This window comes from Caldifermentibacillus hisashii (assembly GCF_039654145.1).
In the GTDB taxonomy this organism is placed as follows: Bacteria; Bacillota; Bacilli; order Bacillales; family Caldibacillaceae; genus Caldifermentibacillus; species Caldifermentibacillus hisashii.
The window spans coordinates 390,073-416,372 of sequence record NZ_CP155467.1; the positions used below are offsets into that span (position 1 = coordinate 390,073).

The window sequence follows — 26,300 nt, forward strand, 5'->3', positions numbered from 1 at the left end:
CACCCTGTATCAATGAAACTCAATCAAAATGTATGGAAAGTGGATGTTCAAAAAGACCGGGAAAAATCTTAAGTTTTCCTCTTCTCACAGACTGCAACCGCCTCTTAGCACATGCACTAAAAAACGGGTCATAATCAACTTGAAGACATTTCTATATTGACGAAGCGCTCTTAAAACATGGACTAAAAAAACGGGTCCCTTTTGGGAAACCCGTTTTTTACACTGTATCATGATAAGTTTAATGAATTGGATGCCCGGCAGTCATAACCCAGATGGAACCAACGACAATGACAACAGCCATGAACACCGCATATACCGTATGGACCACTTTTGTATCGCGATCTTCGCCTTCTGTCATATGCATGAACATAAATAGTTGCAGTCCTGCTTGAGCAACAGCCAACCCGGCAATAATAATCATCACAATACCTGCTGAAAGACCTGTCTTAAAGGCAACGAATAACGTCGCAATGGTTAAAGCAATGGATAATAAAAACCCGACAACATGCGTATAGGGGAAACTATTATGTGACTTGCTGTTCATCTAAATTAACCCCCCTACATAAACAAATGTAAAGATGAAAATCCAAACAACATCAAGGAAGTGCCAATAAATACCCCAAATATGAACTTTACTTGCTGTTATTGGTGTAATTCCTCTTTGCAGCAGCTGGATGATAACCATTATCGCCCAAAAGATACCTAAAGTGACGTGGGCTCCGTGTGTTCCCAGTAAAGTTAACAAACTGGATGTAAATGCACTTGTTTGAATCCCGGCGCCTGCATGAACATAATGGATAAACTCATTAATTTCCATATACAGGAAGCCGCCACCCAATGCTAAAGTAATGATTAACCAAGTAATTAACCCGCGAACATTTCCACGTCGCATTTCATGAATGACTAATCCGGCGGTAAAACTACTTGTTAACAAAAGCATTGTTTGAATGACAACATCTTTTATAACAAAAATTTCCTCTCCAGTCGGCCCGTCAGAGGTTCTTGTATGAAGAACCCCATAGACGGCAAACAATGTTGCAAATAAAATGATTTCTGCCGCGATGAAAATCCAGAAACCTAATATATTTAATTTTCCTTGTTCTGATTGGTATTCTGTCGGTACAGAGTGATTAATCATTTTGCTTTCCATTTCGAATCACCTCTCCATGTACGCTCTTTCTCGATGATTTCTTCAACCGGAACATAGTAACCATCATCGTATTCAAAGGAGCGTTTAATCATTCCTGCAAAGATGAGGAAAGCGGAAATTGCTGCTAAAGGAATCCATTCAAAGACAAGGAAGAATCCTGCAATTAAGAAGGCTGCCCCCATATATACAGGTAATCCGGAATTACTTGGCATATGAATTGGTTTAATTTTATTTGGATCTAATGCAAAGTTATCTTTATTCTTTTTCATTTCCCAATAAGCATCAACATCGGTAACTTCCGGAACAACAGCAAAATTGTAATGCGGAACAGGTGTTGCAGTAGCCCATTCCAGCGTTCTTGCTGTACCCCACGGATCATTTTCTGTTGTCCGTTTTTCGTAACGAATACTCCAGTAAATGTTATAGCAAAGTGCTGCAAAACCGGCAGCAAGGAAAATTGCACCTACTGCAGATAATGCATATAACGGCCATAATCCGGATTCTTCCGAGTAAGTGTACATCCGTCTTGCCGCTCCCTGTAAACCAAGGAAGAACATTGGGAAGAATGTTAAGTTAAATCCAATGTTAAATAACCAGAAATGCCATTTACCGATTCGCTCATTCAATTTGAATCCAAACACTTTTGGCCACCAGTAATAAAGTGCTGCAAATACTGCGTAAACAACACCAGGAATTAATGTGTAATGGAAGTGAGCAACCAAGAACAATGTATTATGATATTGGAAGTCTGCAGCTGCCATTCCGAGCATAACCCCTGTTACCCCACCGATTAAGAACGTAGGGATGAACGCTAATGTCCACATCATTGGTGCTGTAAATTCTATCCGGCCTTTGCGCATAGTAAAGAGCCAGTTAAACATTTTAATACCGGTTGGAACCGCAATTGCCATCGTTGTAATGGAGAACACAGAGTTAACTGCAGGTCCAACGCCCATAGTATAGAAATGGTGAACCCATACAAGCATACTTAAGGCGGAAATAACAACGATTGCCATAACCATTGATGTATAACCATATAAACGTTTCTTTGAAAATGTTGCAACAACTTCCGAGTAAATACCGAATGCCGGTAGAATAACAATATACACTTCCGGGTGACCCCATAACCAGAACAGGTTAGCCCAAAGCATATCCAGACCGCCATCTGCAACGGTAAAGAAGTGTGTACCGAAAATCCGGTCCATTGTTCCCAATAATAATGCAACTGTAAAGATCGGGAAGGCAATGACAATAATTAATGATGTAATTAATGTCGTCCAAGAAAACATTGGCATTCTCATTAATTTCATACCCGGTGCCCGCATCTTCATAATTGTGACGATAAAGTTAATTCCGCTCATCAAAGTACCGATACCGGCAATTTGCAGGGCAACCATGTAAAAGTTATTACCGATTCCGGGTGTAAACTCTTTACCGGCAAGCGGGAAGTATGATGTCCACCCAGCATCCGGGGAGCCACCAACGACAAACGAGAGGTTAAATAGCATTGCACCGGCAAAAGTCAACCAAAAACTTAATAAGTTCAATTGCGGGAATGCCACGTCCCTAGCCCCGATTTGAAGCGGCATGGCAATATTTATAATTCCGATTAACATCGGCATCGCCATGAATAAAATCATGATTACGCCGTGAGTTGTAAAGACTTCATTGTAATGTTGAGCATCTAAAAATGTATTTTCCGGTACGGCTGTTTGGGCTTTCATCATTAAGCCGTCGACACCACCACGGAAGAACATAAGCACACCCATGATGATGTACATAATTCCAATTCGTTTATGGTCAACTGATGTTAACCATTCTGACCAAAGATATTTCCATTTTTTAAAATAAGTTAGGCCAACAACAATACCGACCATTGTCAGTACAATTGCTATTTGTGAACCTAAAATGAGTGGATCGCCAGTGATTAAAATTTTATCCCATTTAATGTCCACTATGGTCACCTCCATGATGATGGTCACTGTTTTCTGTATCGTTGTCTATATCATTATTTTCATCAGTAAAAGTTTTGCCCGGATAACCATGAACACGGTATAATTCAGGATTTAAATATTCTTTAGCATGATGATCCGCATGATCAACCCATTCAAGATGTGTATTTGAAAACGTCTCTCTACCTAAATGTGAAGGTTTGAGTTTTTCTGCATACATTTCTTCTGTTAATTTAGGTGCTTTTTCCTGAACTTCTTTTACCCATTTATCAAAATCCTGTGGAGATTGGGCAAGTACCTCAAATTCCATTTCTTTGAATCCTTTACCATTGAAGTTTGAGTTTCTGCCAAAGTAAGACCCTTCATGATCTGCTACTATATAAAGTTCTGTTTCCATTTTTGCCATCGTGTATTTTTGACCACTTAATGCAGGGATCCAGAATGACTGCATGGTTCCTGCCGATGTCAATTTAAATAGTACAGGACGGTTAACCGGAATATTTACATAGTTAATGGTTTCAATATTTTGTTCCGGATAACTGAATATCCATTTCCAGTCAGCTGAAGTTGCATGGATAACTAATGGTTCTTGGTCTTCATAACCTGCTGGAACTTCTTCCAGATCAAATAAAGTGGTAACGGTTGGAACCATCAGGATGACCACAATGATGAATGGAATAGCTGTCCAAATAATTTCCACAAGATGATTACCTTTTTCTTGCGGTGGTTCATAATCCGCATTATCCGGACGTGCCCGATATTTCCAGACAATATAAACAAACAAGGCAATAACGACAACCATGATAAGTCCAATCCAAACAAGAGACCAGTTAATTAAATCAAGAATTTTTTCAGCTTGCGGTCCTTTTGGGTTGAATACTACCAGTTCAGCCATTTCACAGCCGCTAAGCAGAAACACAAGCATGACTGAGAATACTGATAAAAGCAGGCTTTTCCTTTTTTTCATACGACTCTCCCTTTCTTAGAAGTTGAAATTCATATAATTGCAATAAAGTTATAGACTTGTTCACACTCTTGACTAAATTTGTTCACATTTTAGACAAAAGTGTTAATTATTTCACAAAGTAGACAAAAACTAGATTTGGAAAGGCTTACCTTTGTGATAAATTACAAAATACATTATTACAATATAGTTAACACTACATCTATATTGTAAACTATAACTTTTTAAATGGAAGCCCTAAATTGTTACAAATTAGTTAAGGATAAAATTGTATTTACTATAAACCACATAAAAAGTATAAATTGGGAAAAACCACCATTGACAAGTTGTTGTAGTTGTTTTTAAAACTTTCTGGAAAGGCTAAAAAATATTGCGGATAAAAACTTGTATGAACTGGTTCTACGGAAATTTTACATGAATTTAATAAAAAAATTCATATATTTTGTGAAGAAATAGCAAAATAATCATGATATTCTTTTGAATATCAAATCCTGCCAAGAGGTGATAAAATGGCTTATTTCCATGATGTTGACCGCACAAGACAATTGTTTCACCATAATTGGACTAGGCCGAAACGGATGAAATCGCAAGTGAACGGTCATACAGAAATGTCACAAAATAATATTATTTTGCGGAGTAATGCCAAGGCACATCGATGGTAGGGTAAGTTCTGCGACGAAAGCGAAAGTCGCACAGTCGCAAAAAAGAGGGCAGGAAAACTTTCCTGTCCTTTTTATAGTATAGAAAATCTTAAACCTTAATTCAGCAGTATCCCTGTTGGATTTAATAGTAAGGTAGCTTGATTCAGCAGTATCCCTGTTGGATTCAATAGTAAAGTAGCTTGATTCAGCAGAATCCCGCCCGATTTAACAGTAGGGTACCTTAATCAACAATCCCCCCGTCCAATTCAACAGTAAAAGCCAAAATTCAACAGTTCCCCTACCAAATTCAATAGTAAAAAAAGAAAAATTCGAACACCGAATTCAGATGAAAACCTTCAAACGTCTTCTCATCGGGGTTATGAAATTAACTTCTTTTGTTTTTCTTATTTTTCTTTTAAATATCTTTTCGGACAAGGAATTTGATGGTAAGATTAAAAAAGTGTATGTATCGTGCCAAAGATCATATAATCATGCTGTTGGGTTCTATGGATTAAATACGTACTAAGCGCGATTTTGAAAGATTATCTAAGCTAAATATCATACTTATGTAGTTGGACAATAAAATAAAATATGGACATGTTTATAAAGGTGGAATAAAAATGGAAAATTGGATTACCGGTTTTATGGAACAATTCGGTTATTTTGGTGTATTTTTATTAATATGTTTGGAAAATGTATTTCCTCCTATACCATCGGAGGTCATTCTTACTTTTGGCGGTTTTATGACGACAACAACCAATCTGACTGTGCTTGGTGTTATTTTTGCTGCGACAATTGGATCGGTCTTCGGTGCCGTTATTTTGTATGCGCTCGGTCGTTGGTTAGATGTTGAAAAAATTGAACGAATTGTCGACAAATGGGGTTATCTCTTACGTGTGAAAAAAGAAGATGTTGAAAAGGCGGACCATTGGTTTCAAAAATATGGCTATTGGACTGTTTTTTTCTGTCGGATGGTTCCGTTAATACGTAGTTTGATTTCAATTCCTGCCGGGATGGCACATATGAACTTTCCGTTATTTTTATTTTTTACAACAGCAGGAACGATTATTTGGAACTCCATCCTTGTCACACTTGGGGCAAAACTTGGGGAATCTTGGGAAAAAATTGTTGAATACATGGATATTTATTCGAACATCGTTTATATGCTGATTGCAATAGCGATAATTGCTGTTATCATTTACTTTATCCGCCGTTCAAAAACCCAAAAATAAAGAAAATAAGTTACATATTATGTGATGAAGGAGAATATTTCATGGATTTTCTTATGTTTTTAAAGACGATTATTTTAGGAATGGTTGAAGGATTAACAGAATTTGCACCGGTATCTTCAACCGGACACATGATTATTGTTGATGATCTTTGGCTACAATCAAAAGAGTTTTTAGGTGGACAATATGTAGCCAATACATTTAAAGTTGTAATTCAATTAGGTTCGATACTGGCCGTCGTTGTTGTCATGAAGGATCGTTTTTTGGACTTATTGGGACTGAAGAAGAGATCCTTTAAGATTGGGCAAAAATCAACCGGTCACCTGCGACTTACCCATATAATAGTAGGAATTTTACCGGCCGGGATTTTGGGCGTCCTTTTTGAAGATATCATTGATGAAGTTTTGTTTGGCTATCAGTACGTTGTATATGCATTGATTGCCGGAGCGATTTTAATGATTTTTGCCGATAAATTCAGAGCCAAGCGACCAGCAGCGGAGACGGTCGATCAAATCACATACAAGCAAGCATTATTGATTGGTTTGTTTCAATGTTTATCGTTATGGCCGGGCTTTTCCCGTTCAGGGGCAACAATTTCAGGCGGGGTTTTAATGGGTCTCAGTCACCGAGCTGCAGCGGATTTTACATTTATTATGGCTGTACCGATTATGGCCGGGGCAAGTCTCATTTCGCTAGTGAAAAATTGGCAATATTTTTCCATCGACGCTTTGCCGTTTTTCATTGCCGGCTTCATTAGTGCATTTATTTTTGCATTGATTTCAATTCGTTTCTTCTTAAAACTAATCAATCGCATTAAACTTGTACCGTTTGCCATTTATCGAATTATCTTAGCGGTCCTTTTACTATTATTGGTAAAATAAAAAAACAGCGGTAATGAATTTCCGCTGTTTTTTAATATAGTGATACCGCTTGTGTAGGATCCTCGTAGATTCAATGACAAAATGATAAAAAAAGAAGGGGCTGCTGAAATGAACAAACAAGTCCATTCCGGCAGCCCAAAATCTATATTAAAAAGGAAGGAGAGCCTTGATGTTTTTTATTGTAAGGGTTAAATATGAAAAAACTATGAACAAACTATTAAGCAATCATTAAAAATAAAAAAGACAGTTACTAAAGCGTTATTTGTATGAATTCACCTTGTTTTGAGCCTATTGAAATCGTCATTTGGGTGCCACTTGTAAATCTGAACTTGTGATTTCTTCCATTCAGTCATCTCTTTGGCCGGAAAAATATCTTTTGAAACTAGAATAAAAAAAGTTGATATTTCTGCTCACTCGTTTTAATTTTGATAGTAAGAGTAAAGGTGAAAAGTGGAGCTGATTAAAATGAAAGTTCTCGTAATAGAAGATAATGAAAATGTTTGCTCAATGATTGACATGTTTTTTATTAATGAAGGAATTAATGGAACATTTGTCCATGACGGGAAAGAAGGTTATGAGCGAGCCATGGCGGAAGATTGGGATTTGCTGATTATTGACTGGATGCTGCCGGGAATGGACGGGGTGACGATTTGCCGAAAAATTCGTGAGGAACAAAATAATGTACCGATAATTATTTTGACTGCAAAGGATTCCGAGTCGGATCAAGTACTTGGGCTTGAGATGGGGGCGGATGATTATGTGACAAAACCGTTTAGTCCACTGGCATTAATGGCTCGTATTAAAGCGGTAATGAGAAGAGCCCAATATACGACTCAGGGGGAAGTTCCAAAAGATGTAGTGCAAACGAAGCATTTTAAGGTTAATAAAGAAACAAGGGAAGTCTGGTTAGATGATGAGCAGATCATGAATTTGACACCAAAAGAATTTGATTTATTAATATTCTTCCTTCAACATCCGCGCCAAGTCTTTTCAAGGGAACAAATATTAGACCAAGTTTGGGGTTATCAATTTTACGGCGATGAGCGAACAGTAGATGTTCATATTAAGCGATTAAGAAAAAAACTGGGAAAAGAAAATCAACCCTTTTTTCATACAGTATGGGGGGTTGGTTACAAATTTGATGAGCTGGTGGACAAATGAAAGTAAAATATATGTATCAACAAATGCTCAGCCATCTCGGTATTATTACTGTTGCCTTCCTCATTTTAAGCTTGCTCGTATCTCAATATGTTGAATCGCTCGTTTATAAAAATAAAGAAGAAGAATTGATTTCCTACGGGGAACAAATTTTAAAAGACTTAAATAATAACTTTTTAACAGATACATTCACATTAAATGATTATCAAGACGTTTTGAAAAAGAGAAACATATATTTAACGATGTTTGATTCAAACGGGCAAATTGTTTATCCGATTGATAATAGAAATTTGCAAATTCAATTTACTGAAAAAGAATGGGAACAAATTTCGCAGGGGAAAAGGGTAGTGGTCAATGTTGATTTTAACCGTTTTGAACAGGCGGTATCCCTTGTGATACTCCCTTATAAAAAGGGCGACTATTTATTAGGCGGAATTTTGTTAACAGCTCCCGTCAGCGGAACCCGGGAGATGATTCAAGAGTTTAACAGCTACTTGATCATAACGGTATGCATTGCTTTAGGTATCTCTTTTATCATCAGTTGGTTTCTTTCCAAAATTCATGTACGACGGATTAAACAGCTGCAAAAAGCGACATCTGCGGTTGCACGCGGCGATTACAATGTAACGGTACGCGATTCTGATTTTGATGAAATCGGGGAATTGGCCAGTGATTTTAATAAGATGGTGGGGAAATTGAAAAAGTCGATGGATGAGATTGAAAGTTTGGAAAATCGCAGGCGGCAGTTCATGGCAGACGTATCCCATGAAATGAGAACACCGTTAACGACGATTAGCGGTATCATTGAAGGGTTACGAAACAATATGATCCCTGAAAGTGAAAAGGAAAAAGGACTGGCACTTGTCAGCCAAGAAACGAAACGATTGATCCGGTTAGTCAATGAAAACTTGGATTATGAAAAAATTCGTTCCAACCAAGTGAAATTAAATAAGGAAGAGATTGAACTCATTGATGTTTTTGAGATTATTAAAGATCAGTTAGCGATTCAAGCGGAAGAGCGAAATGACGAAATCGTAGTGGATGTGGAAAACGATACAATGGTTTATGCCGACTATGATAGACTTGTGCAAATTTTGCTAAATATTACCAAAAATAGTATTCAATTTACCGAAAACGGCTTAATTACCCTTCGCGGGAGAGAGGCTGCCGATAGTACCGTCATTGAAATTGAAGATACCGGTATCGGCATTGACCCGAAAGACGTGGAAAATATTTGGCATCGTTTTTACAAAGCGGATATATCAAGAAAAAGCAATCCTTTTGGTGAATTTGGCCTCGGCTTATCTATTGTAAAGCAGTTAGTTTTACTGCATGACGGAAAAATTGATGTAAAAAGTGAAAAAGGAAAGGGAACGAAATTTACCATTTGGTTGCCGGTCAAACCAAATAAGCCCCTTTTAAAAGCTGAGGAATAGATTGTGGCCGGTAAAATCAAGTAGCTCGTTTTTAAAATCAGAGGAATAGAATGTTGCTGGTTAAATTAAGTAGCTTACTTTTAAAATCAAAGGAATAGATAGTGGTCGGTCAAACCAAGTAGTTCACTTTTAAAATCATACGAATAGATTGTGACTGGTCAAATCAAGTAGCTCACTTTTAAAATCACATGATTAGTACCAAAAAGCTGAGTGGGTTTTTTGCGGAAATTTTGCACAAAATAGAGATATACGGGAAAGTTTTTCTGCAAAATGGACAATTTAGAGGTACTTGTCCTATTAACAATGCCGGTTTTGTCATGTTATTTAGTCTGGTACCTTTTGCCGTGTGGTCAATTTTCATGTACGTGCTTATTTATTCAGTCTTGGCCCTTTTACCAAGTTTCGTATGTATTATGCACGTGCCCCCGGTGCAGATTATTTTTTGCACAAGAACAGGTATGGTAAAATAAATTCACTGTTGGAAAAAGAATCAACAAGAAAAGGAAAATGAGGTGCCGAAATGAAAATAGAAGTTTGGTCGGATTTTGTCTGTCCGTTCTGTTATATAGGAAAAAGGCGGTTAGAAATGGCGTTGGATCAATTCCCCTACCGCAATCAAGTGGAAATCGTGTTTAAAAGCTTTGAACTCGACCCGAATGTTGAAACGAACGATTCGATCACCATTGATCAAGCAATAGCAAAAAAATACGGAATCTCAGTAGAAGAAGCCAAAAATGCAAATCAAAATATTATTGACCAGGCAGCTTCGGTTGGGCTAAATTACGATTTTTCTTCCATGTCGCCAACCAACACGTTTAAGGCTCATCGTTTGGCCAAATTTGCCGAAAAAAAAGGCAAGCTTATGGAGATGACGGAAAGATTACTCAAATCTCATTTCATCGAGTCAGGGCGAATTGATGATATGAATACATTAATCCAGCTGGCAGAAGAAGTCGGATTAAATAAAAATGAGGTGAAAGAAGTTTTGGAAAGTGATCAATTTTCCAATGAAGTACGTACAGACGAAATGGAGGCACAAATGTTGGGCGTCCGCGGCGTTCCATTTTTTGTCATTAATCGAAAATATGCCATTTCCGGTGCTCAGCCGACAGAAGTTTTCACAAATGGATTACAAAAAGCTTGGGAAGAAGAACATTTGAGTACAAAACTTCAGCCGCTTGGCAGTGAGAAAGCTGCCAACTGTACTGCGGACGGGTGTGAGCTTCCCGATAAAAACGAAATATAAACAGGAAGGACTATCGCCAAAGAACAAAGCGATAGTCTATTTTTTTAAGAAAGTACAAAATTTCGTCACATCCACATTGCTCACACTGTGGCAGTTTTTAGCGTGGTAGTGATGAGTCGCCTAATGGCAATGAGTCATTTGACCTAGTACGAAATTACTGAAAAGCTATTGTTGGAAAAGCGAAAAGCGCTTAAAATGGAAATTAAGAACCAAATCCGTATCTATGAATATTGCAACGTATGAAAGTCGACAAGACGACTGCTACTACATAATTTTTCCGATCACGTATATCATATTTTATTTGCTTGGTTTAAAAAAGAAGAATATTGGAGGAATGAACAGTGATAAAGTTTTATCGTAATTTAAAGTTTCGTACCAAGTACCGGATTGCTTTGGCAGGTACGATCATCATATTCTTGATCGCTTCAACAATTGTTGGTATAAATCTATTTCATATTCGTTCAGGGATCGATAATCCGGAAATTCAAGCCCAATTAGCCGGTCTGTCTAATATGTTAATTATTTCAGTTATCATAGCGGCGTTAATCGGTGTTGTTCTTCTACACTTGATCAGCAGGGGTATTGAAAGCAGTCTTAAAAAGGTTGCAACGGTGGCAGATGAAATTGCAAACGGGAATTTGCAAATAGCTGATATCAAAATTACTTCAAATGATGAAATTGGTCAATTAGGACAAGCTGTAAACACTTTGAAAGATAATTTGAATACTATGATTACCCAAATTAACTACGTGTCAAATCTGGTGGCAGATAAAAGTAAATTGCTGAAAACGGGTGCTGAAGATATCAAAGCCGGAAGCGAACAAATTGCCACTACGATGGAACAATTATCAGCGGGGTCCGAAAGTCAAGCATCATCTGCAAATGACCTTTTTGAAAAAATGCAAGAGTTTATGGAAACGATTGCGAATGTGGTGTATAAATCACAGGATGTAAAAAACATTTCTGAAAATATGGTTAATATTACGAATGAAGGAAGTCAAAATTTAGAAGTAACGTCACAAAAAATGGGCGAAATCAATAAAAAGTTTAATCAATCATTGCAAATGGTAAAGGGTTTGAATGAGAAAATTAAAAATATAAACCAGTTGATCGTTGTTATTAAAGAAATCGCTGATCAAACGAATCTCTTGGCTTTAAATGCATCGATTGAAGCGGCACGGGCAGGCGAACACGGTCGGGGGTTTGCCGTTGTTGCCGATGAAGTCAGAAAACTGGCCGAACAAGTCAATGCTTCCATCAGTAATATTAATGTCATTTTAAAAGATATTCAAGATGAGTCGAAAAATGTACTTGGATCATTAGAAGAAGGCTATCAATTAGTGGACGATGGTACAGAACAAATGAAGAAAACCGGAGAAGTATTCCAATTAATGTTCGAAACAATAAATAAGGTTGTTGATCAAATCGAGGCGATGTCAAATTCATTATACGATGTTATTGATGATGCCCACCCGATTAGCAATTTACTGGAGTCTATTGTTTCAGTTACACAAGAGTCCGCTGCCGGGATTGAAGAGACTTCAGCAAGTGTACAGGAATCAAATCAATCGATTAAAAACATCCACAGCCATACACTGGAATTAGAAAAAGAAGTAAGTAATCTAAAAGGTGTAATTCAAGAGTTTAATATATAACTTGATAACTTGAGTTCCGTAACTTAGAAAACTAATAAATCGGCGATGCCCGTTTTTCGTCGCTACTTTTGGGTGAGAAATGCTCAATTTTGGCGACGAAACCCAATCTCGTCACCGTTTTTGGTCTGGGAATGCTCAATTTTGGCGACGAAGCCCGTTCTCGTCACCATTTTGGGGTGAGCAAGCTTCAATTTTGACGACGAGATTCATTCTCGTCACCGTTTTAGGTAGAAAAATGCTTAATTTTGGCGACGAGATTCATTCTCGTCGCCGTTTTGGGTAAAAAAATCCCTAATTTTGACGACGAGACTCGTTCTCGTCACCGTTTTGGGGTAAAAAACTCACTTTTTTGACGACGAGACTCGATCTCGTTACCGTTTTTGGTCTGGGAATGCTCAATTTTGGCGACGAGACCCTTTCTCGTCGTCGTTTTGGGTAGAAAAAAGCTTAATTTTGGCGACGAAACCCAATCTCGTCACCACTTTTGGTTGAGAAATGCTTGTTTTTGGCGACGAGGCCCGTTCTCGTCACCACTTTTGGGTGAGAAATGCTTGTTTTTGGCGACGAGATCCTTTCTCGTCGCCGTTTTGGGTAGAAAAATGCTTAATTTTGGCGACGAAACCCAATCTCGTCACCGTTTTTGGTTGAGAAAGCTTCTATTTTGACGACGAGACTCGTTCTCGTCACCGTTTTTGGTCTGGGAATGCTCAATTTTGGCGACGAGACCCTTTCTCGTCGTCGTTTTGGGTAGAAAAAAGCTTAATTTTGGCGGCGAAACCCAATCTCGTCACCGTTTTTGGTTGAGAGAGCTTCTATATTGGCGACGAGATTCATTCTCGCCACCCATCCGTCTCAAATAAATCTGTCCTCAAGCGCAATCAACGTTCAACAGAAACATTCGCTCTTATTCGTCCTTCAGTAAAAACGTCATGCACATATGACCAGATGTTTTTAAAAACAAGTAGATTTTGTAAAAGAAAAAGATAGCAAGCCATGAAAATCCATGATAATTCCTTCAGCCAAAACCTCATGTTCATTTGACCAAAAATTTTTTTACAAAGAATCTATTTTTATTGAAGAAATGTATTGCAAGCTATGAAAAATCATGTATAATAGAAAACTGAATTAGTAAACTTTATGTTTATAAATAGAAAACTTTCTTTACAAAAGGTTTAGTTTTGGTAAACACTAATTTAAATGAGGTAATGTGATGAATCGGGGAATTGGTAAGAAAATCAAAAATTTACGTTTGAAAAAGGGATTGACACAGGAAGAACTAGGTGAACGGACCGATTTAAGTAAAGGGTACATTTCCCAGATCGAGCGAGACTTAAGTTCACCGTCAATCGAGACGTTTTTCGACATCTTAGAAGTGCTCGGTTGTTCACCTAAAGAATTTTTTGATGATAAGGATAATGGTCAAAAAGTGGTCTACGGGGAAGAAGACCAAACCGAGTATATCGACGAAGAAAATGGCTACAAAATTCAGTGGCTTGTACCGGAGTCGAATGAAAATGATATGGAACCGATTATTTTAACCCTCGAACCAAATGGGAAATTTAAAGAGTTTGAACCATCGCTTGCGGAAACGTTTATTTACGTTCTTAAAGGAGAAATAGCCGTGCAGCTGGGGAGAACGACTTATACAGCGAAGGAAGGGGAATCTGTTTATTTCTATGCTTCCAATGAACACCAAATTTTCAATCATCATGATGGGGTTTCAAAAATTTTACTAGTTGCCACCGATTCTTACTTATAAAAATCAAGTTTGGTGGCATTCGCGAGACCACTGAAGAAGTGCTAAAATCACATGCTTAACACCATATTTAGATGTAACTTTGTGGTCTATCCTACTATATATTGAGTGAGTGAACTTATTCGAATTGTTTTTCAGTGGCCCCGGCATTCACTTGGTTGAAGTTTCATTTATAAAATAGCCTAACGTAAAAAACATAAAGGGGGAGCACCAATGACTGAGCAACCGATTATCCGCTTTGAAAATGTAACAAAACAATATGATGATGACCCACCAATATTGGATAATGTAAGTTTTGAAATGGAAAAAGGAAAGTTTTATACCCTTCTTGGTCCATCCGGATGCGGTAAAACAACGATTCTTCGGCTTATTTCCGGATTAATTGAGGCAACGAGCGGGAAAATTTATTTTAAAGATAAATTGATTAACCATGTTCCCGCCAATAAACGGCAGGTGAATACCGTATTTCAGGATTATGCCCTTTTCCCGCATTTGAATGTTTATGAAAATGTCGCTTTCGGCCTTCGTATTAGAAAAATGAAAAATGACGAAATCGATAAAAAGGTCCGAGAAGCTCTTCGTTTTGTAAACTTGGTAGGATTTGAAAACCGGGAAATTAAAGAAATGTCCGGTGGTCAAAGGCAGCGGGTAGCGATTGCCCGTGCAATTGTGAATGAACCGGAAGTCCTGCTTTTGGACGAGCCCCTTTCTGCACTGGATTTGAAACTTCGGACAGAGATGCAATATGAATTACGGGAACTACAACAACGGTTAGGCATTACTTTTGTTTTTGTAACCCATGATCAGGAAGAAGCTCTGGCGATGAGTGACGAAATTTTTGTTATTAATGAAGGGAAAATCCAACAAAAAGGAACACCGAGGGATATTTATGATGAACCGATTAACCGGTTTGTTGCCAATTTTATCGGGGAATCGAATATCATCAAAGGAAAAATGATACGCGACTTTTTGGTGGAATTTGACGGTAAACAATTTGAATGTGTTGACCAAGGTTTTAGCCCCAACGAGCCGGTAGAAGTTGTTATTCGCCCGGAAGATTTAGAGATTACCACTCCGGACCGGGGGAAACTAAATGTAAAAGTGGACACAGTATTATTCCGTGGTGTTCATTATGAGCTATGCAGTTATGATGAAAACGGCAATGAATGGATCATCCATTCGACAAAAAAAGCAGAAATTGGAGCGGAAATCGGCCTTTATTTTGAACCGGAAGCGATTCATGTCATGAGATTTGGGGAAACGGAAGAGGAATTTGATGCAAGACTAGAAAGCTATGATTCCTATGGTGATAAAGATGCAGACTAGAAGCCGAAACTTTTACCTCATTCCTTATGTGATATGGATTGCAATATTTGTGATTATGCCGATTCTGCTCATTGTTTATTATTCATTTTTGGATATTCACGGGAATTTTACACTGGCAAATTACCAAAAATTTTTTACACCGGTTTATTTAAAAATGACATTAAGTTCATTTTGGTATGCCTTGTTAATTACCGCTGTATCTTTGCTTGTGGCCTATCCAACCGCCTTTTTACTAACTAGGACAAAATATAAACAATTATGGTTGTTGTTAATTATTTTGCCTTCCTGGATTAATCTATTGTTAAAGGCTTATTCGTTCATCGGGATTTTTGGAACATACGGTTTTGCTAATGCCCTTTTGGAAGTGTTTGGTATTGGCAAAAAGCAAATTTTATTTACGGATTTCAGCTTTATCTTTGTTTCTGTTTATATTTTTATTCCGTTTATGATTTTACCGATTTTTAATGCATTGGATAAATTAAATCCGTCGTTCATCGATGCCTCGAGGGATTTAGGGGCTTCCGGTTGGACAACTTTTCGTCGGGTGATTTTCCCGTTAACGTTTGATGGTGTGAAGTCCGGATGTCAGGTCGTATTTATTCCAGCCCTTAGTTTGTTCATGTTAACAAGACTTATTGCCGGAAACCGGGTGATTACATTAGGTACAGCTGTGGAACAACATTTTCTCGTTACACAGGACTGGGGCATGGGTTCGACCATTGCAGTGTTCTTAATTATTAGTATGGTGATTATTATGTTGCTAACCGGGAATAAAAAGCGTGGGGGTGTCGGGTGATGAAGAAAAAGAGTCTATCCACCATTTATTTAACAATTGTTTTTTTGATTTTATACGCCCCAATCTTTTATCTAATGTATTATTCATTCAACAGCGGCGGGAAAATGTATGAATTTGAAAGCTTTTCGTTGGAATGGTATAAAGATTTATTTCAAAATACCCGCCTGTTAATTATTGTTCTAAATACAATTATTATTGCGCTATTATCATCTGCTATTTCTACGATTTTGGGTACAATTGGTGCAGTCGGGATTTGGCATTTGAAAAAAAGACAGACGAAAAATGTTTTATTATCGTTAAATAATATTTTAATTGTTAGTCCCGATGTTATCATCGGTGCGTCTTTTTTAATCATGTTTACTATAGTCGGAATTAAGTTGGGATTTTCATCTGTTCTTTTATCTCATATTGCTTTTTCTGTTCCGATCGTCGTGATTATGGTTTTACCGAAGTTACAAGAAATGAGTTCAACCTTGATTGATGCAGCCAAGGATCTTGGAGCGAGTAATTTTAATGTGTTAACAAAGGTGATTTTACCGTATATTACACCGGGTATTTTTGCAGGATTTTTCATGGCACTAACTTATTCATTGGATGATTTTGCGGTTACCTTTTTCGTAACTGGTAATGGCTTTTCCACATTGTCCGTTGAAATCTACTCGATGGCACGACAAGGTGTTTCATTGACCATTAATGCATTGTCAACGATCTTGTTCTTGTTTACGATATTACTTGTCATCGGCTATTATTTCATTTCAAAACGGAATGGTCGAATCATCGGATTGGGGGCAAGAAAATGAAAAAATTAGTTCAAACATTTGCTGTTATTTTCATTGTTTCCTTTGCCCTCATGTTTTGGGTTCAACGTCTAAATGCTTCTGAAGGTTATGCAGGCGGAAACACAATAACGGTGTACAATTGGGGTGAGTATATCGACCCGGATTTAATTAAACAATTTGAAAAGGAAACAGGAATTAAAGTGATTTACGAAACCTTTGATTCGAATGAAGCGATGATGGTGAAGATTCGCCAAGGGGGAACGTCATACGATGTAGCGATGCCGTCCGAATACGCAATTCAAAAAATGAAAGAAGAAGGGTTGTTGCTTAAACTTGATCAATCAAAGCTGCCGAATTTGAAAAATATTGATGAACGGTTTTTAAACCTACCCTTCGATCCGGATAATGAATATTCTGTTCCTTATTTTTGGGGGACGGTTGGGATTGTCTATAATAAAAAAATGCTTGGTGATCGTACCTTTGATAGCTGGAATGACCTGTGGGCTGACGACTTAAAAAATCAAATCTTACTTGTTGACGGAGCTCGTGAAGTCATTGGCTTTGGGTTAAACAGTTTACATTACTCGTTAAATGATAAAAATAAAGTTCATTTACAAGAAGCAAAGGATAAATTAGTAAAGTTGCAACCAAATATTAAGGCAATTGTTGGCGATGAGATCAAAATGTTGTTGGTCAATGAAGAAGCACCGATTGGCGTTATTTGGTCCGGGGACGCAGCGGACATCATGTGGGAAAATGAAAACTTGGACTATGTTGTTCCGGAAGAAGGCTCCAATCTTTGGTTTGACAATATGGTCATTCCGAAAACATCTAAAAATATTGAGGGAGCTCATAAATTTATTAATTTCATGTTGGATGCGGAAGTTGCGGCACAAAATGCGGAATATGTTGGTTACTCGACCCCGAATAAAGCCGCCATGTCCATTCTCCCAGAAGAGACGGTTTCCGATGAGCGGTTCTATCCTTCACCGGAACTGACGGATCGGCTTGAAGTGTATGAAAATTTAGGGCAAGATATGCTTAGCTACTATAATGATCTTTATCTTGAATTTAAAATGCATACAAAATAAAGAAGGTAAGAGTGGTAAAAGGGTCTTAATAAATGGAGCACGAAACTGTCCAAGAGGGCGGTTTTATTGGGCAATTTTTCGTAAAAAGGTACGGAACTGTCCAAGAGGGCCGCTCTTTTGGACAATTTTTTTTAAAAAAAGTACGGAACTGTCCAGTAAAATCGCTCTATTGGACAATTTTCCTTCCAAAAGCCCGAAACTGTCCAATAGAAGGGTTCTCATGGACAAAAAAAGAGGTCAATCAGGAAAAATTGTCCAATAGAAGGGTTCTCATGGACAAAATGGAGGCTCAATCAGGAAAAATTGTCCAATAGAACGGTTCTCATGGACAAAATGGAGGCTCAATCAGGAAAAACTGTCCAATAGAAGGGTTCTCATGGACAAAATGGAGTCTCAATCAGTAAAAACTGTCCAATAGAACGGCTATCATGGACAAAATGGAGTCTCAATCAGGAAAAATTGTCCAATAGAAGGGTTCTCATGGACAAAATGGAGTCTCAATCAGTAAAAACTGTCCAATAGAACGGCTATCATGGACAAAATGGAGTCTCAATCAGGAAAAATTGTCCAATAGAAGGGTTCTCATGGACAAAATGGAGTCTCAATCAGGAAAAACTGTCCAATAGAAGGGTTCTCATGGACAAAATGGAGTCTCAATCAGGAAAAATTGTCCAATAGAAGGGTTCTCATGGACAAAATGGAGTCTCAATCAGTAAAAACTGTCCAATAGAACGGCTATCATGGACAAAATGGAGTCTCAATCAGTAAAAACTGTCCAATAGAACGGCTATCATGGACAAAATGGAGTCTCAATCACGAAAAACTGTCCAATAGAAGGGTTCGTGACCACTGAAAAAAGCCATTTTTTTTATGTAAAATTTGCTGTGTAGTGTAAGAAATTTTCTGTAAATGGTATTTTTTACAATAGAATTTAGATGAATTTTCTGTAAATGGTACTCTTTACCATAGAAATTAGTAAAAATGACAAATGTTTGGATATAATTCGCCTTTTTAGAGGATAGTATGGCGGCTATCCTCTTTAAATTTACTGCCAAGGCTGTGAGCTTGGCTTGTAAGCCCATGCTTTTTAGACCGTACCATTTGGCACGATCTAACCCGTGGAAATTCTTCATTTCGCCATTTTTCCCTTCTTGGCATGCTCTTTTTTTATACTTCTCTTTAAATCCCTCCGATTTCTGTTGTTGACTATACTCATAAAATTCTGGGGTGTTGATTCCGATCCCTAATACTTTCCCGACTGTTTTTCCGGTTATGCAAACTTCTCGCATTGGGCAATTTCTACATTGTTCTCTGTCAAAATAGTAATTATACGTTTCTTTTCCACATTTTCTTATGTAGTGTTTCTTTTTGATTGTTTTGTTTCCTTGACTACAGAACCACTCGTCAGAATCTTTGTTATAACTGAATCTTTCTTCGTCTATGCGATATGCAGCTTCACTTACAGGGATGTATGCCTTTGCTTTAAGTTCAGAGATTTTGTCTAAGATTGGCTTTTTAAAATAGGCTTTATCACCGTACACTTCTGGTATTTTTATTCTCGTTTTCTTGGTTAACTCTAATAATTCATCAAACTTCGTGCCATCCACATAAGCTCCATTACCAGTATGTACAGCTGTAATTATTCGATCTTCTGTTGTCATCATAAATTCCGTTTTATAACCAAAGAAAGGATCATTTTTGCTTTTATACCCTATTCTCGCTTCTTGGTCGACAATCGATCGTACCCCTCTTTGCTCTATAAACTTCGGGTCTGCTAAAATTTCTTTCGCATTATTAACGAGTGCTTTTGTTTCAGGTGCTTTCTCTAGTTCAACTAGTTCTTCTACCTTTGATACCGTTTCTTCAAGATAGGACTTCATTGTTTTTCTAGCTTCATCATGGTTTTCTATTTCTTTATAATCAGGGATTTCTTGGTTGATTTCACTTGGTATTTCTCCGTTTTCTTCTTTAACCGTTTTAAAGATTTTTTTCGCTAATTGTTTCATGACTCGTTCCGGTCTATATTTTTTGGTGTTGGCTTCTGTATGAGTGGAATCAATCGTTATACCAGAAACCTTTTGTAAAATTCCTTTTTCAATGCATTGGTTTATGATTTCAATAATAATTTCATCTATGGTGAGATTGCCTTCTAATCTACTTTTACGAAATTTTGTCAAAAGACTTGGGTGAGGGAGGTCGTCTTCCGGATTGATTCCTAAAAAATACATATATGCAAGGTTTAATGAGCAATTTTCTATAACTTTCTCATCAGATAAGTCATAGAGTTTTTGTAACACCAAGATTTTAACCATAAGTTCGGGCTCTTTTGCTGGCCTTCCATATTCTTTACAGTAAGTTTTTTCAAGCATTTTATTGATAAAACTAAAATCTACTTCATCTCTTAATAATTTAAGTGTATGATTTTCAGGAATTTTATCGTATAATATGGAATAGATGCTTAATTGATTATCTTTTTCTTTAAGCATGATAGATACCCCCAGTTTGGTTTTGGTTTGTAGTATAACTTTATTATACCAAATATTGGGGGTATTTTTTTCAATTTATTATACATATAATTATTTCGAATTTTCAGATTGACTTTTTCAGTGGCCCCGAAGGGTTCTCATGGACAAAATGGAGTCTCAATCAGGAAAAACTGTCCAATAGAAGGGTTCTCATGGACAAAATGGAGTCTCAATCAGGAAAAACTGTCCAATAGAAGGGTTCTCATGGACAAAATGGAGTCTCAATCAGTAAAAACTGTCCAATAGAACGGCTATCATGGACAAAATGGAGTCTCAATCAGGAAAAATTGTCCAATAGAACGGCTATCATGGACAAAATGAGGAGTCAATTAGCAAAAATTGTCTAATAGAAAGGCTCTCGCGGACAAAATGGAGTCTCAATCAGGAAAAATTGTCCAATAGAACGGTTCTCATGGACAAAATGGAGGCTCAATCAGGAAAAACTGTCCAATAGAAGGGTTCTCATGGACAAAATGGAGTCTCAATCAGGAAAAATTGTCCAATAGAACGGTTCTCATGGACAAAATGGAGGCTCAATCAGGAAAAACTGTCCAATAGAAGGGTTCTCATGGACAAAATGGAGTCTCAATCAGTAAAAACTGTCCAATAGAACGGCTATCATGGACAAAATGGAGGCTCAATCAGGAAAAATTGTCCAATAGAACGGTTCTCATGGACAAAATGGAGGCTCAATCAGGAAAAATTGTCCAATAGAACGGTTCGGGGCCACTGAAAAAGTCAATCTGAAAATTCGAAATAATTATATGTATAATAAATTGAAAAAAATACCCCCAATATTTGGTATAATAAAGTTATACTACAAACCAAAACCAAACTGGGGGTATCTATCATGCTTAAAGAAAAAGATAATCAATTAAGCATCTATTCCATATTATACGATAAAATTCCTGAAAATCATACACTTAAATTATTAAGAGATGAAGTAGATTTTAGTTTTATCAATAAAATGCTTGAAAAAACTTACTGTAAAGAATATGGAAGGCCAGCAAAAGAGCCCGAACTTATGGTTAAAATCTTGGTGTTACAAAAACTCTATGACTTATCTGATGAGAAAGTTATAGAAAATTGCTCATTAAACCTTGCATATATGTATTTTTTAGGAATCAATCCGGAAGACGACCTCCCTCACCCAAGTCTTTTGACAAAATTTCGTAAAAGTAGATTAGAAGGCAATCTCACCATAGATGAAATTATTATTGAAATCATAAACCAATGCATTGAAAAAGGAATTTTACAAAAGGTTTCTGGTATAACGATTGATTCCACTCATACAGAAGCCAACACCAAAAAATATAGACCGGAACGAGTCATGAAACAATTAGCGAAAAAAATCTTTAAAACGGTTAAAGAAGAAAACGGAGAAATACCAAGTGAAATCAACCAAGAAATCCCTGATTATAAAGAAATAGAAAACCATGATGAAGCTAGAAAAACAATGAAGTCCTATCTTGAAGAAACGGTATCAAAGGTAGAAGAACTAGTTGAACTAGAGAAAGCACCTGAAACAAAAGCACTCGTTAATAATGCGAAAGAAATTTTAGCAGACCCGAAGTTTATAGAGCAAAGAGGGGTACGATCGATTGTCGACCAAGAAGCGAGAATAGGGTATAAAAGCAAAAATGATCCTTTCTTTGGTTATAAAACGGAATTTATGATGACAACAGAAGATCGAATAATTACAGCTGTACATACTGGTAATGGAGCTTATGTGGATGGCACGAAGTTTGATGAATTATTAGAGTTAACCAAGAAAACGAGAATAAAAATACCAGAAGTGTACGGTGATAAAGCCTATTTTAAAAAGCCAATCTTAGACAAAATCTCTGAACTTAAAGCAAAGGCATACATCCCTGTAAGTGAAGCTGCATATCGCATAGACGAAGAAAGATTCAGTTATAACAAAGATTCTGACGAGTGGTTCTGTAGTCAAGGAAACAAAACAATCAAAAAGAAACACTACATAAGAAAATGTGGAAAAGAAACGTATAATTACTATTTTGACAGAGAACAATGTAGAAATTGCCCAATGCGAGAAGTTTGCATAACCGGAAAAACAGTCGGGAAAGTATTAGGGATCGGAATCAACACCCCAGAATTTTATGAGTATAGTCAACAACAGAAATCGGAGGGATTTAAAGAGAAGTATAAAAAAAGAGCATGCCAAGAAGGGAAAAATGGCGAAATGAAGAATTTCCACGGGTTAGATCGTGCCAAATGGTACGGTCTAAAAAGCATGGGCTTACAAGCCAAGCTCACAGCCTTGGCAGTAAATTTAAAGAGGATAGCCGCCATACTATCCTCTAAAAAGGCGAATTATATCCAAACATTTGTCATTTTTACTAATTTCTATGGTAAAGAGTACCATTTACAGAAAATTCATCTAAATTCTATTGTAAAAAATACCATTTACAGAAAATTTCTTACACTACACAGCAAATTTTACATAAAAAAAATGGCTTTTTTCAGTGGTCACGAACGGTTCTCATGTACAAAAAAAGAGGTCAATCAGGAAAAATTGTCCAATAGAAGGGTTCTCATGGACAAAATGGAGGCTCAATCAGTAAAAACTGTCCAATAGAGCGGTTCTCATGGACAAAATGGAGTCTCAATCAGTAAAAACTGTCCAATAGAAGGGTTCTCATGGACAAAATGGAGTCTCAATCAGGAAAAATTGTCCAATAGAAGGGTTCTCATGGACAAAATGGAGTCTCAATCAGTAAAAACTGTCCAATAGAACGGCTATCATGGACAAAATGGAGTCTCAATCAGGAAAAATTGTCCAATAGAAGGGTTCGGGGCCACTGAAAAAGTCAATCTGAAAATTCGAAATAATTATATGTATAATAAATTGAAAAAAATACCCCCAATATTTGGTATAATAAAGTTATACTACAAACCAAAACCAAACTGGGGGTATCTATCATGCTTAAAGAAAAAGATAATCAATTAAGCATCTATTCCATATTATACGATAAAATTCCTGAAAATCATACACTTAAATTATTAAGAGATGAAGTAGATTTTAGTTTTATCAATAAAATGCTTGAAAAAACTTACTGTAAAGAATATGGAAGGCCAGCAAAAGAGCCCGAACTTATGGTTAAAATCTTGGTGTTACAAAAACTCTATGACTTATCTGATGAGAAAGTTATAGAAAATTGCTCATTAAACCTTGCATATATGTATTTTTTAGGAATCAATCCGGAAGACGACCTCCCTCACCCAAGTCTTTTGACAAAATTTCGTAAAAGTAGATTAGAAGGCAATCTCACCATAGATGAAATTATTATTGAAATCATAAACCAATGCATTGAAAAAGGAATTTTACAAAAGGTTTCTGGTATAACGATTGATTCCACTCATACAGAAGCCAACACCAAAAAATATAGACCGGAACGAGTCATGAAACAATTAGCGAAAAAAATCTTTAAAACGGTTAAAGAAGAAAACGGAGAAATACCAAGTGAAATCAACCAAGAAATCCCTGATTATAAAGAAATAGAAAACCATGATGAAGCTAGAAAAACAATGAAGTCCTATCTTGAAGAAACGGTATCAAAGGTAGAAGAACTAGTTGAACTAGAGAAAGCACCTGAAACAAAAGCACTCGTTAATAATGCGAAAGAAATTTTAGCAGACCCGAAGTTTATAGAGCAAAGAGGGGTACGATCGATTGTCGACCAAGAAGCGAGAATAGGGTATAAAAGCAAAAATGATCCTTTCTTTGGTTATAAAACGGAATTTATGATGACAACAGAAGATCGAATAATTACAGCTGTACATACTGGTAATGGAGCTTATGTGGATGGCACGAAGTTTGATGAATTATTAGAGTTAACCAAGAAAACGAGAATAAAAATACCAGAAGTGTACGGTGATAAAGCCTATTTTAAAAAGCCAATCTTAGACAAAATCTCTGAACTTAAAGCAAAGGCATACATCCCTGTAAGTGAAGCTGCATATCGCATAGACGAAGAAAGATTCAGTTATAACAAAGATTCTGACGAGTGGTTCTGTAGTCAAGGAAACAAAACAATCAAAAAGAAACACTACATAAGAAAATGTGGAAAAGAAACGTATAATTACTATTTTGACAGAGAACAATGTAGAAATTGCCCAATGCGAGAAGTTTGCATAACCGGAAAAACAGTCGGGAAAGTATTAGGGATCGGAATCAACACCCCAGAATTTTATGAGTATAGTCAACAACAGAAATCGGAGGGATTTAAAGAGAAGTATAAAAAAAGAGCATGCCAAGAAGGGAAAAATGGCGAAATGAAGAATTTCCACGGGTTAGATCGTGCCAAATGGTACGGTCTAAAAAGCATGGGCTTACAAGCCAAGCTCACAGCCTTGGCAGTAAATTTAAAGAGGATAGCCGCCATACTATCCTCTAAAAAGGCGAATTATATCCAAACATTTGTCATTTTTACTAATTTCTATGGTAAAGAGTACCATTTACAGAAAATTCATCTAAATTCTATTGTAAAAAATACCATTTACAGAAAATTTCTTACACTACACAGCAAATTTTACATAAAAAAAATGGCTTTTTTCAGTGGTCACGAAGGGTTCTCATGGACAAAATGGAGGCTCAATCAGTAAAAACTGTCCAATAGAACGGCTATCATGGACAAAATGGAGGCTCAATCAGTAAAAACTGTCCAATAGAACGGTTCTCATGGACAAAATGGGGAGTCGATCAGGATGAACTGTCCAATAAATCCGTTCTAATGGACAATTTTTCAAAAAAGAGCACCAAACTTTCCCAATCATTATCATGACTTTTGGCTACTCCTTTTCAACCCGATTAAAACTAAAATGGTCACCATTACAGCAGTATTTTTTTTAGAAAAGCAATTGGTTTTATATCGTATAAAGTATGTCCAACGATTGTATTTGAAAGAATCTCTTCATCAAGTAAAGGGTAATCATACAGTTTTCCTTCATAAACATATTCGAATCTAGGATGCAGTAAAAAATCATTAGGTGTTACTAATGCCGAATGAAGCGGTCCCCACAAATCAACACCGCTTTCCTTAAAAACTTCCGCAACAAACTGTGAACAGAAATAGGCGTTATTCAAGGCTATCGGATAACTGAACAGTACGCCAAGCAAACCGATAAGATTATAAGAAAATAAGTCTTTATTATTTTCGAAAGCCCGAATTTTATCACGAATTTTATGATATTCATTTTCAGTAACATCCAGTTTCAGTAGTAAACAGTTGGTATTGCGAAAGTATCGATAGGTTCCGAAATAGACATCTTCTTTTATAAACCCGGCAATGAGTGGATTTCTCGGCCGTTTTCGCCCAAAACTATATATTTCATCAAGTTTTTCATCAAAAACAATAGAAACATGACTATATGGAGCGCCGGTAAACCATTTAATGGCTCTTGCCAAGAATGTTCCTGTATCAGTTAAAAGAACATAGATTGTTTTCTTATTTTCCTTCATAATCTCTTCTCCCTAACGCGTTTGTCTATTGACAGATAAAATTTATCAGAAAAATCCTATTCTGTTATCATATTTTATGAATGTTTTACGTATTTTAATGATTAAAAGTTTCATAAACTAACTATCTGACTTTAAATCCTGTACAAATCACATATTCCATAAGTGCTTTAAAGGTATTTTATCATGAATATAACGAAAATTATAATGGCAGTATATTTTGTTCTGGTTACACT

At 36.8% G+C, this 26,300-nt stretch carries 18 protein-coding genes and 3 pseudogenes; 15 read left to right on the plus strand and 6 right to left on the minus strand.

What is annotated here, in order from left to right; genetic code table 11:
* Positions 1 to 238: 238 nt before the first annotated feature.
* The 4 genes from qoxD to qoxA are packed head-to-tail and all read right to left on the minus strand — an operon-like array spanning position 239 to position 4,069.
* Entirely contained in the window at positions 239 to 544 is a 306-nt protein-coding gene (gene qoxD / locus NSQ14_RS01990) for a cytochrome aa3 quinol oxidase subunit IV (protein WP_034767540.1), read from the minus strand.
* Entirely contained in the window at positions 545 to 1,150 is a 606-nt protein-coding gene (gene qoxC, locus NSQ14_RS01995) for a cytochrome aa3 quinol oxidase subunit III (RefSeq protein WP_227140303.1), read from the minus strand.
* Positions 1,135 to 3,105 carry a cytochrome aa3 quinol oxidase subunit I gene (gene qoxB / locus NSQ14_RS02000; protein ID WP_034767542.1) on the minus strand — a complete coding sequence of 657 codons (1,971 nt, stop codon included), beginning with the start codon at positions 3,103 to 3,105 and terminating at the stop codon, positions 1,135 to 1,137. Before qoxB ends, qoxC begins: the two co-directional genes overlap by 16 nt.
* Positions 3,095 to 4,069: a cytochrome aa3 quinol oxidase subunit II gene (gene qoxA, locus NSQ14_RS02005; protein WP_041847736.1), complete on the minus strand. Its 975-nt coding sequence runs from the start codon at positions 4,067 to 4,069 to the stop codon at positions 3,095 to 3,097. Before qoxA ends, qoxB begins: the two co-directional genes overlap by 11 nt.
* 506 nt (positions 4,070 to 4,575) lie before the next feature.
* On the opposite strand from qoxA, the gene NSQ14_RS02010 reads away from it, so the two are divergent.
* From NSQ14_RS02010 to NSQ14_RS02070, 13 genes are all read left to right on the plus strand, one after another.
* Positions 4,576 to 4,728, plus strand: coding sequence for a YpzG family protein (locus tag NSQ14_RS02010; protein WP_072012629.1), 153 nt, complete (start codon positions 4,576 to 4,578; stop codon positions 4,726 to 4,728).
* Between the two features lie 599 nt (positions 4,729 to 5,327).
* Entirely contained in the window at positions 5,328 to 5,939 is a 612-nt protein-coding gene (locus NSQ14_RS02015; protein ID WP_034767547.1) for a DedA family protein, read from the plus strand.
* Positions 5,940 to 5,980: 41 nt separating this feature from the next.
* A complete protein-coding gene (locus NSQ14_RS02020; protein WP_041847735.1) occupies positions 5,981 to 6,817 on the plus strand; it encodes an undecaprenyl-diphosphate phosphatase in 837 nt (278 codons plus the stop codon).
* Between the two features lie 465 nt (positions 6,818 to 7,282).
* Positions 7,283 to 7,978: a response regulator transcription factor gene (locus NSQ14_RS02025; RefSeq protein WP_034767551.1), complete on the plus strand. Its 696-nt coding sequence runs from the start codon at positions 7,283 to 7,285 to the stop codon at positions 7,976 to 7,978.
* Positions 7,975 to 9,411 carry a sensor histidine kinase gene (locus NSQ14_RS02030; protein ID WP_041845825.1) on the plus strand — a complete coding sequence of 479 codons (1,437 nt, stop codon included), beginning with the start codon at positions 7,975 to 7,977 and terminating at the stop codon, positions 9,409 to 9,411. The genes NSQ14_RS02025 and NSQ14_RS02030 overlap by 4 nt, the downstream gene beginning before the upstream one ends.
* Positions 9,412 to 9,931: 520 nt before the next feature.
* Positions 9,932 to 10,657 (plus strand): DsbA family oxidoreductase, encoded by a 726-nt coding sequence (locus NSQ14_RS02035; protein ID WP_326973357.1) that lies wholly within the window; start codon positions 9,932 to 9,934, stop codon positions 10,655 to 10,657.
* Positions 10,658 to 10,998: 341 nt separating this feature from the next.
* Positions 10,999 to 12,312 (plus strand): HAMP domain-containing methyl-accepting chemotaxis protein, encoded by a 1,314-nt coding sequence (locus NSQ14_RS02040; RefSeq protein WP_346216805.1) that lies wholly within the window; start codon positions 10,999 to 11,001, stop codon positions 12,310 to 12,312.
* Between the two features lie 401 nt (positions 12,313 to 12,713).
* Positions 12,714 to 12,977 (plus strand): hypothetical protein, encoded by a 264-nt coding sequence (locus NSQ14_RS02045; protein WP_346216806.1) that lies wholly within the window; start codon positions 12,714 to 12,716, stop codon positions 12,975 to 12,977.
* A gap of 545 nt (positions 12,978 to 13,522) precedes the next feature.
* The gene (locus NSQ14_RS02050) at positions 13,523 to 14,071 is read left to right on the plus strand and encodes a helix-turn-helix domain-containing protein (RefSeq protein WP_034767557.1); all 549 of its coding nucleotides are present in this window, start codon (positions 13,523 to 13,525) and stop codon (positions 14,069 to 14,071) included.
* Positions 14,072 to 14,281: 210 nt separating this feature from the next.
* Positions 14,282 to 15,394: an ABC transporter ATP-binding protein gene (locus tag NSQ14_RS02055; protein WP_034767559.1), complete on the plus strand. Its 1,113-nt coding sequence runs from the start codon at positions 14,282 to 14,284 to the stop codon at positions 15,392 to 15,394.
* Positions 15,384 to 16,190, plus strand: coding sequence for an ABC transporter permease (locus tag NSQ14_RS02060; RefSeq protein ID WP_034767561.1), 807 nt, complete (start codon positions 15,384 to 15,386; stop codon positions 16,188 to 16,190). Before NSQ14_RS02055 ends, NSQ14_RS02060 begins: the two co-directional genes overlap by 11 nt.
* Entirely contained in the window at positions 16,190 to 16,990 is an 801-nt protein-coding gene (locus NSQ14_RS02065; protein WP_034767564.1) for an ABC transporter permease, read from the plus strand. Before NSQ14_RS02060 ends, NSQ14_RS02065 begins: the two co-directional genes overlap by 1 nt.
* Positions 16,987 to 18,060 carry an ABC transporter substrate-binding protein gene (locus tag NSQ14_RS02070; protein WP_034767566.1) on the plus strand — a complete coding sequence of 358 codons (1,074 nt, stop codon included), beginning with the start codon at positions 16,987 to 16,989 and terminating at the stop codon, positions 18,058 to 18,060. Before NSQ14_RS02065 ends, NSQ14_RS02070 begins: the two co-directional genes overlap by 4 nt.
* Positions 18,061 to 19,037: 977 nt before the next feature.
* On the opposite strand, the pseudogene NSQ14_RS02075 reads toward NSQ14_RS02070, so the two are convergent.
* Positions 19,038 to 20,546 (minus strand): annotated as a pseudogene (locus NSQ14_RS02075) (IS1182 family transposase); the annotation flags it as partial.
* 889 nt (positions 20,547 to 21,435) lie between these two features.
* Here NSQ14_RS02075 and NSQ14_RS02080 point away from each other — a divergent pair.
* Positions 21,436 to 22,944, plus strand: a pseudogene (locus tag NSQ14_RS02080) (IS1182 family transposase); the annotation flags it as partial.
* A 584-nt stretch (positions 22,945 to 23,528) separates the two neighbouring features.
* Positions 23,529 to 25,037, plus strand: a pseudogene (locus tag NSQ14_RS02085) (IS1182 family transposase); the annotation flags it as partial.
* A 400-nt stretch (positions 25,038 to 25,437) separates the two neighbouring features.
* On the opposite strand, the gene NSQ14_RS02090 reads toward NSQ14_RS02085, so the two are convergent.
* Positions 25,438 to 26,067 (minus strand): hypothetical protein, encoded by a 630-nt coding sequence (locus tag NSQ14_RS02090; protein ID WP_043988571.1) that lies wholly within the window; start codon positions 26,065 to 26,067, stop codon positions 25,438 to 25,440.
* Positions 26,068 to 26,300 lie beyond the last annotated feature (233 nt).